Source organism: Ectothiorhodospira lacustris (assembly GCF_022227845.1).
GTDB classification, from domain to species: domain Bacteria; phylum Pseudomonadota; class Gammaproteobacteria; order Ectothiorhodospirales; family Ectothiorhodospiraceae; genus Ectothiorhodospira; species Ectothiorhodospira lacustris.
Genome location: NZ_JAJNQN010000004.1, coordinates 130,800 through 144,067 on the forward strand (window position 1 = coordinate 130,800; position 13,268 = coordinate 144,067).

A 13,268-nucleotide genomic window follows, 5' to 3' on the forward strand; every position below is an offset into this window, starting at 1 on the left:
TTCCCGCGAAAGCGGGAATCCATGGCTTCAATCCGCGACTGGATTCCCGCTTCCGCGGGAATGACGAATCAAGGTGCGGGAATGACGAATCAAGGCGCGGAATGACGAATCAAGGCGCGGAATGACGAGTTCCGGCGGGAATAACATCTTCATGCTCGGGGGACCTATTCAGGCATGGCGATGCCTGAACCTGGAGCACTCATAGATTCGATGAAATGAATTCCTTAACGAACTTCGATTATTGTTGAACTGAATCCCCTTCGATAATGGGTCTACTCAATGAGGAAGCCCAGATGCGAGTCTTCAACGAGATCCGTTTCAACAACCTGAAGGGGGACCTGTTCGGCGGCGTGACGGCGGCGGTGATCGCCCTGCCCATGGCCCTGGCCTTCGGCGTGGCCTCTGGCGCCGGCGCGGAAGCGGGGCTTTACGGCGCCATCCTGATCGGCCTGTTCACTGCCCTGTTCGGCGGCACGCCCACCCTGATTTCCGAACCCACCGGCCCCATGACGGTGGTGTTCACGGCGGTGATCGCCTCCCTGATCGCCGCCAATCCGGAGCAAGGCATGGCCATGGCCTTCACCGTGGTGATGCTCACCGGGGTGTTCCAGATGGCCTTCGGCGCCATGAAGCTGGGACGCTACGTCACCATGATGCCCTATACCGTGATCTCCGGATTCATGACCGGCATCGGCATCATCCTCATCATCCTGCAGCTTCCCGGCCTGCTCGGGCATGCCACCCCGGCGGGGGGCGTGATCGGGACCCTGCAGGGGTTGCCCGGCCTGCTGGCGGCCATCGATCCCATGGAACTGCTGCTGGGCGGGGCCACCCTGGCCATCCTGCTGTTCATGCCGTCCCGCCTGAAACGCTACCTGCCGCCCCAGCTCATCGTGTTGGTGCTGGGAACGCTGGCGGTCATGTACTGGCTGGGCGGTGAGCAGGTGCGGGTGATCGGCCCCATCAATTCCGGGCTGCCCTCCCTGCAACTGCCGGTGTTCACGGCGGAGCAGTGGCTGATCATCGTGGTGGACGCCCTGGTGCTGGCCCTGCTGGGGTCGGTGGATGCCCTGCTGTCCTCTGTCATCGCCTCCAGCATGACCCGCCATGAATCGAACTCGGACAAGGAGCTGGTGGGGCAGGGCATGGGCAACCTGGCCTCGGGCCTGTTCGGGGGCCTGCCGGGGGCGGGGGCGACCATGGGGACGGTGGTGAACATTCAGGCTGGCGGCCGCTCAGCCCTGTCCGGTATCGTGCGTGCCCTGATCCTGGCCGTGGTGGTGATCTGGGCCGCCGGGCTCACCGCCAACATCCCCCTGGCGGTACTGGCCGGGATCGCGGTGAAGGTGGGGCTGGATATCATCGACTGGCGCTTCCTGCGCCGTGCCCACCGGGTATCTCCCAAGGGGGCCCTGATCCTCTACGGGGTGATCGCCATGACCGTGTTCGTGGACCTGATCACCGCCGTGGCCATCGGCCTGTTCGTGGCCAATGTGATGACCATCCGCCGGCTGGCGGACGTGCAGGCCGAAGCGGTCTGCATCCTGCCGCCCCGGCGGCCCGAGGACAACGTCACCAACGGCCGCTGCGCCGACCTGTCACCGGAGGAACGGGCGCTGCTGGCCCAGGGCAAGGGACGCTTGAAGATCCTGCATCTGAGCGGCCCCTTGGTGTTCGGCGCGGCGGCGGCGATCACCCGTCAGGAACCCAAGCTGGAAGGGGCCGGCGTGCTGGTGGTGGATCTGGGCCGGGTGCCCCACCTGGGCGTGACCACGGCGGTGGCCCTGGAGGCCGCCATCCGGGGCGCCCTGGCCGGGGGCGTGACCGTGATCATGGCCGGGGTGCAGGACCAGCCCCGGGCGCGGCTGGCCCAGTTGGGGCTGGACACCCTGCTTGGCCCGGATGCTTGGCTCCCGGAGCGGTGCCAGGCGCTGGAGCAGGGGCTGCAGCACCTGATCTGACCCGTTTATTTGAAACGCAGATCCACCAACAGCATGTTTTCCCCCTGATTGGGGGAGCGCAGGCCGGCGTTGCTCAGGTGACGGAACACCAGTCGCAAGTGTTTTCCCAAGCGCAGGGATGCCCCGGCATGGATGTTGAGATGGCTGCCCATGGAGCTGGTGGTTCTGTCCAGTACCGCGCCGCCCAGCATCAGGTCCAGGTGCCCGGTGAAGGGAATGATCACTGACTGACCCAGGAAGGCGGCCGGATAGGCGTGGCCCATGTAGCCGAGGGCCGTTTCCCAGCGGCGGTTGCCGCTCATCTCCATGGCATAGTCGCAACTGCCCACCCAGACAGGTTCCTGAAAATCCAGGCGTCCCAGGTTGCTGCCGGTGGCGATGATCCCGGCCCCCGCATGACAGCGGCTTTCCTGGGCCATGGCGCAGGAAGCAGCCAGGAATAGCCCAAGGGCCAGGGCTGTATGGCGAACGGCATGAAAATACTGCATGGAATACATTGGGTGACTGAAAATGCTTGGAGCCAGGTGATTGAGCCGGGCCGCCCGGCCCCCGTCTCCCAAACCGGGGAGAGGGGGCGAAGAGCCGCGTTACCGGTTTTCCTGCGGGGCCTGGTCGCGGCGGGCCTTCCACCCGTCGGCCATGTCCTCCAACAGTTTATAGAACAGCGGTACGAACAAGAGGGCCAGGGTACTGGCCGCCAGCATGCCGCCCACCACCACGGTGCCGATCTCCTGACGGCTGGCCGCCCCGGCGCCGCTGGCGAATACCAGCGGCAGCGTGCCGATGATGAAAGTGAACGCCGTCATCACGATGGCCCGGAAACGTTGCCGCACCGCTGCCGTGGCGGCCTCGGTGGTAGACATCCCCTCACGCCGGTTCTGGGCCGCAAACTCCACGATCAGGATGGCGTTCTTCGCCGCCAGACCGATCAGCACCAGCAGCCCGACCTGGAAATAGATGTCGTTGGGGAAGCCCCGGCCGAAAGAGGCGATCACCGCCCCCAGCACCCCGAAGGGCACGGCCGATACCACCGCCAGCGGCAGGGTCAGGCGTTCATACTGGGCCGCCAGGATCAGGAGCACCATCAGCATCCCCAGGGCGAAGGCGGCACCGCCGGCACCGGCTCCTGCATCCAGCTGATAGGCCTCGCCGATCCAGCCCAGCAGGGTGTCCGCTTCCTGATTCAGTCCCGCCGCCACCGCTTCCAGGGCCGCCTTGGCCTGGCCGGTGGTATAGCCCGGGGCCGGGTCCGCCAGGATCTTCGCCGCCGGGAAGATGTTGAAGCGGTCGATGAGATCCGCCCCGCTGGTGCGTTCCAGGGTCACCAGGGAGCTGAGCGGGATCATGTCGCCATTGCTGGATCGCACGAACACCCGTCGCAGATCCTCGGCCTGGCTGCGGAATTCACCCTCGGACTGCAGGTTCACCTGCCACAGGCGTCCCGAAAAGGTGAAGTCATTCACATACAGGGAACCGAAGGTGCTGCGCATGGCATCGAAGACCTCGGTGATGGGCACGCCCGCGGCCATGGCCTTCTCCCGGTCCACCTCGGCGTGGTAGCGGGGGATACCCGTGGTCAGGGTGCTGCGCACGTTGGTCAGCTCCGGCCGTTCGTTGCCCAGGGTAGCGAGCTTCTGGGCCAGGGCCTCGATCTGTGCCGGCGTGGTGTCCCCCCGTACCTGCAGGTAGCCTTCCACGCCGCCGGTCAGGGACAGGCCCATGATCGGGGGCGGGATGAAGGCAAACACGTTGGCCTCCTGAATCCCCATGCCCATGCCCATGATGCGGCGGGCGATGGCAGCGGCATCCTGCCCTTCACCCTGGCGATCATTCCAGTCGGTCAGATTGGCAAAGCCCACGGCGGCATTGGTGCGCAGGGAGCCGGCGATGATGTCGAAGCCGGCAAACGCCGTGAAGTCCTGGATCTCCTCTTGGCCGATGAGTTGGGCGGACAGGGCGTCCCGCACTTGTTCGGTGCGTCCCAGGGCCGACACCGGCGGCAGCTGCGCCACCACCAGGGAAACCCCCTGGTCTTCCTGGGGCACCAGTCCCGTGGGCATGCGATCCAGCAGCCACACGGCACTGCCGGTGAAAACGGCAAACAGCACCAGCCCCAGCACCCACCGGCGCAGCAGGAAGGCCACCGTGGCCACGAAGGCCTCGGTGATGCGATCAAAGAGCCGGTTGAACAGGCGGAACGGGGCGCTGGGCGCGTGGGGCTGCTTGTCCAGCAGCAGGGCGCACATGGCCGGGGTGAGGGTGAGGGCGACGATACCCGAGATCACCACCGAGACGGCGATGGTCACCGCAAACTGGCGGTACAGTTCGCCGGTCAGCCCGCCGAGAAAGGCCACCGGTGCGAACACGGCCACCAGGACCAGGGTGGAGGCCACCACGGCGCCCGCCACCTGCTGCATGGTCTGGATCGAGGCCTCACGGGCCTTGAGGCCCTTTTCCGCCATCAGGCGTTCCACGTTTTCCATCACGATGATGGCGTTGTCCACCACGATACCGATGGCCAGCACCAGCCCGAACAGGGTCAGCAGGTTGACGGAAAACCCCAGTGCCTGCATGCCGGCGAAGGTGCCGATCAGGGACACGGGGATCGCCGCCACCGGGATCAGGGTGGCGCGCAGGTGCTGCAGGAACAGGAAGGTCACCAGGACCACCAGGGCCACGGCAATGAACAGGGTGATGAACACCTCGCGGATGGAGATCTCCACGAACTCGGTGGTGTCATAGGGAATATGGTAGGTCAGCCCTTCCGGGAAACGGTCCGAAAGCTCATCCAGCGCAGCCCGCACCGCCCGGGCCGTGTCCAGGGCATTGGCCCCGGGTTGCAGATAGATGCCCATGGGCACCGTGGGGCGGCCGTTATGGGTGGCGGAGAAGGCGTAGTTCTGCGCCCCCAGTTCCGCCCGGGCCACATCCCCCAGCCGCAGGGTGCTGCCGTCGGGCTGGGCGCGCAGGATGATGCGCTCGAATTCCGCCGGGTCCGCCAGCTGGCCGCGGGTGGTCACGGTGAAGGTGAAGGCCTGATCCACCGGGGCGGGTTCGGCGCCCAGGCGCCCGGCGGCGAACTGGGCATTCTGCTGCCGGATGGCGTTGGCCACGTCGGACGGGGTGAGATCGAACTGGGCCAGCTTGTCCGGCCGCAGCCAGATGCGCATGGAGTAGTCCTGAGCCCCGAACAGGGAAGCATCCCCCACGCCGGGTAGGCGCACCAGTTCATCCAGTACGTTGAGCAGGGCGTAGTTGCTGATGAAGATGGGGTCGTAACGGCCGTCCGGGGAGCTGAGTACCGTCACCAGCAGGATGTTGGTGGAGCGAGCCTGCACCCGCACTCCCTGGTCACGCACCTGCTGGGGCAGGCGGGGCAGGGCGGCCTGAACCCGGTTGTTGACGTTGATGGCCGCCTGGTCCGGGTCCGTGCCCATCTCGAAGGTTACGGTGATCTGGATGGTGCCGGCATCGGTACTGGAGGACTCCATGTAGATCATGTTGTCCACCCCGTTGATCTCCTGCTCCAGGGGCGCCGCCACCGACTCCGACAGCACCTGGGCACTGGCGCCGGGGTAGCTGGCCTGGACCACGATCTGGGGCGGCACCACGTCCGGGTACTGTTCGATGGGCAGCGCCCGCAGCGAGGCCAGCCCCGCGACGATGATGATGATGGAGATGACGGACGAAAAGATCGGTCGATCGATAAAAAAACGCAGCATCACTGATTCCGTCCCTGAGCGTTCACGGGAGAGACCTTGATGCCGTCACGCAGGCCCACGTGGCCGTTGATCACCAGGCGTTCGCCCGCGGACAGTCCGTCCAGGATCACCTGCCGGCCATCCACCAACGGTCCCAGGCGCACGTGCCGGGCACGGGCGGTATCGTCCTCGTCCACCAGGAAGACTCGGGGGCCGTCCCGGTCCTGGCTCACCGCGGTTGGATCAATCAGGAACACGTCCTTGAGCTCCTGCACCATGATGCGTACCCGCACGAACTGACCGGGGACCACCAGACGCTCAGGGTTGGGGAACACGGCACGGGCGGAGACGGTGCCGGTGCGGGGGTCGATGTTGCTGTCGGTGAAATCCACCTGGCCCGTGTGTTCATAAAGGCTGCCGTCGGGCAGCAGCAGCTGAACCTCGTGGCTCTGTACTGCTTCGCGTGTCATCATGGCCTGGCGGGCGGTGCGCTGGATGGCGGCATCCTGCTCCGGCAGGGAGAAGCGGACATGGGCGGGGTCATGCTGGGTCAGTGAGGTGAGCAGAGTACCCTGACTGATAAGGCTGCCCTCGGGCAGACTTTCCAGCTCCGTGGTCCCTTCGATGGGGGCTACCACCGTGGTGTAGCGCAGGTTGCGCTGGGCATCGGCCACCGAGGCGCGGGCGAGATCCAGGCGGGCGCGGGCCAGTTCCAGTTCCGACAGGGCCTGGTCCCGGTCCCGGGTGCTGACGACATTGCGCTGATACAGGTCGGAGATCCGGTTCCATTCCCGCTGGGCCTGATTCAGCCCGGCCTGGGCGTTGGCCTGCTCTGCCTCGGCCATCTTCAGGGCGATCTCATAGGGTTCGGGGTCGATGCGGAACAGCGGGGTCCCCTGACTGACCGCCTGGCCTTCCACATAGAGCCGTTCCTCCAGAATGCCCTCCACCCGGGCCCGCACTTCTACTTCCCGGGAGCCGCGTACCCGTCCGGCATAGTCGCCGCGGACCTTCACGTCTTCCGGCTCAAGGGCGTCGAGGGTCACCGGCGGTGGGGGCATGCCGCCGGCCCGGGGGGCGGCGGCTTCTTCGCCGTTGCCGCAGGCGGACAGCCACAGGGCGGCGAACAGGGTCGCGATCAGGCCGGCAACGGGCATGGCCCGGCGGGTCGGGGAGCGGGTGGGCATGGAGTGGATCTCCGGAAAGGGAAATTGCAAAATCACATACAGGCGTGTATGTATACTAAGTTCAAAATACTGACTGTCAAGTGCAAAATTCATGCGACGAACCAAAGAAGAAGCCGAACAGACCCGCGCCCTGCTGCTGGACGCGGCGGAAACAGTGTTCCTGGAAAAGGGCGTATCCCAATCCAGCCTGGAGGCCATTGCCCGCGAGGCGGGCATGACCCGGGGCGCTATCTACTGGCATTTCCGTGACAAAGCGGCGCTCTATGGGGCCATGCTGGACCGGGTACGACTGCCGCTGGAGCGGCTGCGGGATGAGTTCGTCCAGGAGCCGGGCGTGGATCCCGTCGAGGTCATCGAACGGCTTTGTCTTGCGGCGTTGGAGACATTGGCCGGTGATCCGCAGGTGCAGCGGGTGTACACCATCGTCTTTCACCGCCGGGAGCGGGAGGCGGACAATCAGGTTTGGCGGGATGCGGAACTGGAGGGGCGCCGCCGGGCGGCCCGAGTCATGCTGGAGTGCTTCCAGGCGGCCCAGGCGTCGGGACGTCTGCGCCCCGGAGTGACGCCGGAAATGGGACAGCTCACGCTGGAACTTTATTTCACCGGCCTGTTCTACGCCTGGTTGCTTGAACCGGAATACTTTGATCTTCTGAAGGATGCGCCCGCCATGATCCGGCGTATCCTTGATGGTCTGCTGCTCCCGCCCCGGTAGGTCGGGTTGCACTGCCCCGCCCCGTGGGGCGCCAACACACAGTCACCCAGCAGGGAGTTCACATGGAAACGCACCTCAAGGATCTCTGGCACCACCTCCACCATGATGAGGTGCTGGAAACCCTGGAGACCCATGAGCAGCAGGGCCTCACTGACCAGCAGGCCCGCGAGCGCCTGGAGACCTACGGCCCCAACACCCTGACCGCCGCCAGCCCCACCTCCTGGTTCAAGCGTCTGCTGCTGCAGTTTCACAATCCCCTGATCTACATTCTGCTCATCGCCACGGCCGTGACACTGGCATTGGGCGAATACATCGATTCCGCGGTCATTTTCGGCGTCGTCCTCATCAACGCCATCATCGGTTTCGTCCAGGAATCCAAGGCCGAGGACGCCATCCAGGCCCTTCGGGGCATGCTCTCCTCATCCGCCGCCGTCATCCGGGACGGCAATCGCATCACCATCGCCGCCGTCGATCTGGTGCCCGGTGACATCGTCCTACTGGCTTCCGGCGACAAGGTCCCCGCCGATCTGCGCCTCCTGTCCTCCCGGGACCTGCAGATCGACGAGTCCACCCTCACCGGCGAGTCGGTGCCGGTGGACAAGCAGCCCGGCAAACTGGTCCAGGATACGGTGTTGGCGGACCGTGCCAATATGGGCTTTGCCGGCACCTTGGTGACCTACGGCACCGGCCGGGGCGTGGTCATCGGCACCGGTGACCGCACCGAGACCGGTAAGATCGCCGGCATGATCAATGACGCCGTCAGCCTGGACACTCCGCTCACCCGCAAGATCAATGGCTTCAGCCGGATCCTGCTGTGGGTGATCCTGGTGCTGGCGGGCATTACCTTCGGTGTGGGCCTGCTCTATGGCCAGCACTGGGTGGACACCTTCATCGCCGCCGTGGCCCTGGCGGTGGCCGCCATCCCCGAGGGTCTGCCGGCGGTGGTCACCATCACCCTGGCCATCGGTGTGCGCCGCATGGCCCTGCGCAACGCCATCATCCGCAAGTTGCCGGCGGTGGAGACCCTGGGGTCCACCACCGTGATCTGCTCCGACAAGACCGGCACCTTGACCGAGAACCAGATGACGGTGCAGCGAATCATCGCCGGTGATACGGCGTTTGAACTCACCGGCGGCGGCTATGATCCCGACGGTCGAATCCTGCAGGACGGCAGTCCGGTGGAAGCCCCCGCCACCCGTCATCAGGCCCTTCATCACTGCCTGCTGGCCGGCCTCTTGAGCAATGACAGTGAACTGGTGGAACAGGACGGGCGCTGGACCGTGCATGGTGACCCCACCGAAGGGGCGCTGATCGCCAGCGCCCTCAAGGCGGGGTTCGACCGTCACGACATGCGCCGCCGGCTGCATCGGGTCGATGCCATTCCCTTCGAGTCGGATCGCCAGTACATGGCCACGCTCCATCGCCACGATGAGGGCCATCGGGTCTACATGAAGGGCTCGGCGGAGCGGGTGATCGCCCATTGCGACCGGGCCATGAACGCCGAAGGAGAGCGGGTGCCGATGGATCAGGGACGCCTGCAGGAACAGGCGGAGGCGTTGGCGGCTCAGGGCTTGCGGGTGCTGGCCTTCGCCATGCGTGAGACGGACGCGAGCAATCTGGATGTCCCCGATCCGGGCAAGGCCGAGGATCGGCTGATCTTCCTGGGGTTGCAGGCCATGATCGATCCGCCCCGGGAAGAGGTGATCCATTCCGTGGCGCTGTGCCGCAAGGCCGGCATCCGGGTGAAGATGATTACCGGTGACCATGCCCTGACCGCCCGTGCCATTGCCGAGCGCATCGGCATCATTCGGGATGGGGAAAAGGATCAGCGACGGGCACTGACGGGGCGCCAGCTGGCGGAGATGCAGCCGGATGAATTGAGCAAGGCCGCCGAGGAGGTGTCGGTCTTTGCCCGGGTGGCGCCGGAGCAGAAGCTGCGGCTGGTGGAGGCGCTGCAGGCCCGGGGCCATGTGGTGGCCATGACCGGCGACGGCGTCAATGACGCACCGGCCCTCAAGCGCGCCGATATCGGCATCGCCATGGGGATCAACGGGACCGAAGTCTCCCGCGATGCCTCGGACATGGTGCTGGCGGACGACAACTTCAGTTCCATCGAGGCGGCGGTGGAGGAAGGGCGCAACGTCTTCGACAACCTGATCAAGTTCATTACCTGGATCCTGCCCACCAACCTGGGGCAGGGCTTGGTGATCATGGTGGCCATCCTGCTGGGCCTGACCCTGCCGGTATTGCCGGTGCAGGCCCTGTGGCTGAACATGACCACGGCAGTCTTCCTGGGCCTGATGCTGGCCTTCGAACCCCGGGAGCCGGGGATCATGACCCGGGCACCTCGCCTGCCCGATGCACCGATCCTGAGCTGGGAGATCATCGGACGGATCTTCTCGGTCAGTGCCCTGCTGCTGCTGGGGGCGTTTGGCCTGTTCCAGTGGTCACTGTCGCAGGGAGCCGGCATCGAAGAGGCCCGGACTCTGGCAGTGAGCCTGTTCGTGGTGGTGCAGAGTTTCTTCCTGCTCAATTGTCGCTCGCTCACCCGCAGCGTGTTCCGCACCCATCCCTTCTCCAATCCCTGGATCTGGTGGGGGATCGGGGCGATGTGGGTGGCCCAACTCCTGTTCGTCTACACGCCGCTCATGAACCTGCTGTTCCAGAGCGCGCCGCTGTCCCTGCAGCACTGGGGCCTGATCCTGGCCTACGGGGTCTTCGTGCTGCTGGTGGTGGAACTGGAGAAGGGGCTCTGGCGTTGGCGCAAGCGGACGGAGTGACCGGTCAGCGGCTGGATCTGAGCCACTCCCCGAACCGCCGCAGCACCCGGCTGCTCTCCGGGGTCGGCCGGACATTGGCCAGCAGGCCATCGATCTGCCGTCCCTGTTCCGCCAGCCGGTCCCGGTAATGCATGACGTAATGGGGGGTGATGCGTTCATCGAATTCCGGATGAAACTGCAGCCCCCACGCGCATCCGTTCACCACGAACCCTTGGTGGGGCTCCATGTCGCTTTCGCCCAGGGCCATGGCGCCGGGCGGCAGTGTGAGCACCGACTGGCTGTGGCTGACCTGGCCGTAAAACCGGCCCGGCAGCACCGAGAACAGGGGATCTTCGGCGGCCTCGGCGCGGAGTCGGATCTCCACCGTGCCCACCTCGATCCCCCGGGGATTCCAGTCCACCCGGCCGCCCAGGGCGTGGGCCAGGATCTGGTGGCCGAAGCAGATCCCCAGGGTTGGCACCCTGGCTGATACCGCCTGCGTCAGCCAGTCGGCGGTCTGCCGGATCCAGGGATCGGCTTCCGTGACCATGGCCCCGGAGCCGGTAATGACGACGCCGGTAATGTCATCCGGTGCCGGCAGGGGATCACCCGCCGGTACATCCACCACCTTCGCCTGGGCCAGGGGCCAGTCCATGCCGTCGGCAATCCAGTCTTCGTAATCCCCGGGAAAGTCCTGAAGAGAGTCGACCTTGGTGCCGGTCTTGATGATGAGCAGTGTGTCCATGTGGCCTCTCGTTATGCGTCCGCTATGCAGGAAGTCAGGAGATTACTCCAGAAAGCTGCGGTGCATCAAAACCCCCTGCCGGAGGGGCTTTTATCTGCCACCGTATTCTCCGGAGTTTAACCCCCAACGCGCCATCCCTCGTTGGAGCGAACTCTTGGTAGAATTGGCTAAACTTGGCAATTCAGGCTGCGAAAGATCAAGCCGAATGGGTTTTTTAACTGGTCAGTCAGCATTGAAATGCAGTTCCAACGGCAGGTCGAGGAGCGCAGGCTGTTTACCGTCAAATGGAAGTTAAGCTATTGACCTGGCAATCGAAAGACTTTGATTGAAAATTTCAAGTCATCGGCTTTGTTTATTTATAATGGAAAACAATCATACTTGTTTGATTGCCGGTTTAATGAATCGAGGATTCGGACGTGGCCGCTACCAACTTCAAGACTGAGAACAACACCTTCAGAAAACTGATCGGCAATGGTTTGACTTACCGCATTCCACGCTTCCAGCGCGACTACAGTTGGACCAGCGACGAATGGGAGGATTTGTGGGTGGATATCCTTGCCATGTTGCAGGCCGATGGCGATGCCTCGCATTACATGGGCTACCTCGTCCTGCAATCTGCCGATGACAAGTCTTTCGATGTGATCGATGGCCAGCAGCGCCTCACTACCATCAGCCTCATCGTGCTGGCGGTGCTCAAGAATATCCAACGGCTTATCGATTCAGGCAACGAAGCTGAAGCAAATGCCCAGCGACTGAATCAGATTCGGCAAACCTATGTCGGCTATCTCGACCCCGTCACGCTTATCGCACGTCCCAAGCTCACGCTCAACCGCAACAATAATAATTATTTCCAGACTTATTTGGTGCCGCTCGGGCATTTGCCCCAGCGCGGATTTCGTGCGTCGGAACATCTACTGCGCAAGGCGTTCGAATGGTTCGACAAACAGATCGCCGTCTATTTGAAGGCTAGCACGGGCGATGAAGGCAAGCGGCTGGCACAACTGATCGAAGACATCAGCGACCGTTTGTTTTTTACCGTCATCACCGTTACCGATGAACTCAATGCGTACAAGGTATTCGAGACGCTGAATGCCCGCGGTGTGCGCCTTTCAGCCACCGACCTTCTCAAGAACTATCTTTTCTCCGTACTCGACCGTGGCGGTGAATCCGACCATGAACTGCACAGCCTGGAAGAGCGCTGGGAAAATATCGTAGGTCGTTTGCAATCGGAGAATTTCCCGGATTTCCTGCGCGTGCATTGGAACAGCCGACACAACTTTGCGCGACAGGCCGATTTGTTCAAGACCATTCGTGCCAAGGTTGCAAACCGGGAAAGTGTTTTCCAATTACTACGGAATATGGAAGCGGATCTTGATACCTATCTTGCGCTGTCCTCACCGGAAGCCTCGGAGTGGCCGCAGGACGACAAGCAGCTGGCCGGCGTGCTTAAGACCTTCCGCGTGAGGCAACCATTTTCGCTGCTTCTGGCAGGGCGGCGCGCCCTCGACGCCGCCGATTTCACCGGCCTGTTGCGCGCTACGATGGTGATTTCTCTGCGCTACAACGTCATTGGCGCTTACAGCACCGCCGAGCAGGAGCGCACCTACAACGCAGTGGCCGAACGCTTGGCTAAAGGTGAATTGAATCAACTGGGTCCAGTATTGCAGGCCATGCGTGGTATTTATGTGGAAGACAGAAATTTCCGTACCGCATTTGCCGAGAAGTCAATCCGAACCACGGATTCACGCAACAACCGCGTGGTGCGTTTCATCCTGTGCGCGCTGGAAAAACACCTGTCTGGGCAGGATCACAGCTTTACCAGCGACGCTTTCAACATCGAACATGTCCTGCCTCAGAACGCCCCGGATGGCTGGGGTAGCTTCAGCAATGAGGAGGCCAATAATCTTGTTTATCGATTAGGCAATATGACCTTGATGCAATCCGGTGCCAACCGTGATGCAGGAACGTCGGAATACGTAGCCAAGCATACCAGCTATGAACAAAGCGGTTTTGAAATCACCAAGAAAATGGCAAAGGACAACACCGAATGGACGCCCGAGCGCATCGCCGCGCGACAGGTCTGGATGGCTGATCAGGCCACTTCCATCTGGCGCATTGCGCAACTGAGTTGAGCCGGATTATTTGATCACGGTCAATCAGCAAAAACTCGAACTCACCTGGATCGGGAAGGATAAGTACTGAA

8 protein-coding genes are annotated in these 13,268 nt (G+C 63.4%); 4 read left to right on the plus strand and 4 right to left on the minus strand.

Annotation, left to right across the window (positions count from 1 at the left end; all coding sequences use genetic code 11):
- Positions 1 to 266: 266 nt before the first annotated feature.
- Positions 267 to 1,961 (plus strand): SulP family inorganic anion transporter, encoded by a 1,695-nt coding sequence (locus LQ956_RS04910; RefSeq protein WP_238629597.1) that lies wholly within the window; start codon positions 267 to 269, stop codon positions 1,959 to 1,961.
- Positions 1,962 to 1,966: 5 nt separating this feature from the next.
- On the opposite strand, the gene LQ956_RS04915 is transcribed toward LQ956_RS04910, so the two are convergent.
- From LQ956_RS04915 to LQ956_RS04925, 3 genes are all read right to left on the minus strand, one after another.
- The gene (locus LQ956_RS04915; protein WP_238621033.1) at positions 1,967 to 2,449 is read right to left on the minus strand and encodes an acyloxyacyl hydrolase; all 483 of its coding nucleotides are present in this window, start codon (positions 2,447 to 2,449) and stop codon (positions 1,967 to 1,969) included.
- A 99-nt stretch (positions 2,450 to 2,548) separates the two neighbouring features.
- Positions 2,549 to 5,683 (minus strand): efflux RND transporter permease subunit, encoded by a 3,135-nt coding sequence (locus tag LQ956_RS04920; RefSeq protein ID WP_238621035.1) that lies wholly within the window; start codon positions 5,681 to 5,683, stop codon positions 2,549 to 2,551.
- Positions 5,683 to 6,849 carry an efflux RND transporter periplasmic adaptor subunit gene (locus LQ956_RS04925; protein ID WP_238629596.1) on the minus strand — a complete coding sequence of 389 codons (1,167 nt, stop codon included), beginning with the start codon at positions 6,847 to 6,849 and terminating at the stop codon, positions 5,683 to 5,685. The genes LQ956_RS04920 and LQ956_RS04925 overlap by 1 nt, the downstream gene beginning before the upstream one ends.
- 91 nt (positions 6,850 to 6,940) lie before the next feature.
- Between LQ956_RS04925 and LQ956_RS04930 the strand changes: the two genes are divergently transcribed.
- Positions 6,941 to 7,561 carry a TetR family transcriptional regulator gene (locus tag LQ956_RS04930; RefSeq protein ID WP_238621037.1) on the plus strand — a complete coding sequence of 207 codons (621 nt, stop codon included), beginning with the start codon at positions 6,941 to 6,943 and terminating at the stop codon, positions 7,559 to 7,561.
- Positions 7,562 to 7,623: 62 nt separating this feature from the next.
- Positions 7,624 to 10,341, plus strand: a complete 2,718-nt coding sequence (locus LQ956_RS04935; protein ID WP_238621039.1) for a cation-transporting P-type ATPase — start codon at positions 7,624 to 7,626, stop codon at positions 10,339 to 10,341.
- 4 nt (positions 10,342 to 10,345) lie between these two features.
- On the opposite strand, the gene LQ956_RS04940 is transcribed toward LQ956_RS04935, so the two are convergent.
- Entirely contained in the window at positions 10,346 to 11,065 is a 720-nt protein-coding gene (locus LQ956_RS04940; protein ID WP_238621040.1) for a glutamine amidotransferase, read from the minus strand.
- A gap of 416 nt (positions 11,066 to 11,481) precedes the next feature.
- Between LQ956_RS04940 and LQ956_RS04945 the strand changes: the two genes are divergently transcribed.
- Positions 11,482 to 13,197, plus strand: coding sequence for a DUF262 domain-containing protein (locus tag LQ956_RS04945; protein WP_238629595.1), 1,716 nt, complete (start codon positions 11,482 to 11,484; stop codon positions 13,195 to 13,197).
- Positions 13,198 to 13,268: the final 71 nt, after the last annotated feature.

Excerpts from the sequence above, each read along its gene's own strand:
- LQ956_RS04910 (WP_238629597.1), top strand. The coding sequence starts at position 267 with ATGGGTCTACTCAATGAGGAAGCCCAGATGCGAGTCTTCAACGAGATC.
- LQ956_RS04915 (WP_238621033.1), bottom strand. The coding sequence starts at position 2,449 with ATGCAGTATTTTCATGCCGTTCGCCATACAGCCCTGGCCCTTGGGCTA.
- LQ956_RS04920 (WP_238621035.1), bottom strand. The coding sequence starts at position 5,683 with ATGCTGCGTTTTTTTATCGATCGACCGATCTTTTCGTCCGTCATCTCC.
- LQ956_RS04925 (WP_238629596.1), bottom strand. The coding sequence starts at position 6,849 with ATGCCCACCCGCTCCCCGACCCGCCGGGCCATGCCCGTTGCCGGCCTG.
- LQ956_RS04930 (WP_238621037.1), top strand. The coding sequence starts at position 6,941 with ATGCGACGAACCAAAGAAGAAGCCGAACAGACCCGCGCCCTGCTGCTG.
- LQ956_RS04935 (WP_238621039.1), top strand. The coding sequence starts at position 7,624 with ATGGAAACGCACCTCAAGGATCTCTGGCACCACCTCCACCATGATGAG.
- LQ956_RS04940 (WP_238621040.1), bottom strand. The coding sequence starts at position 11,065 with ATGGACACACTGCTCATCATCAAGACCGGCACCAAGGTCGACTCTCTT.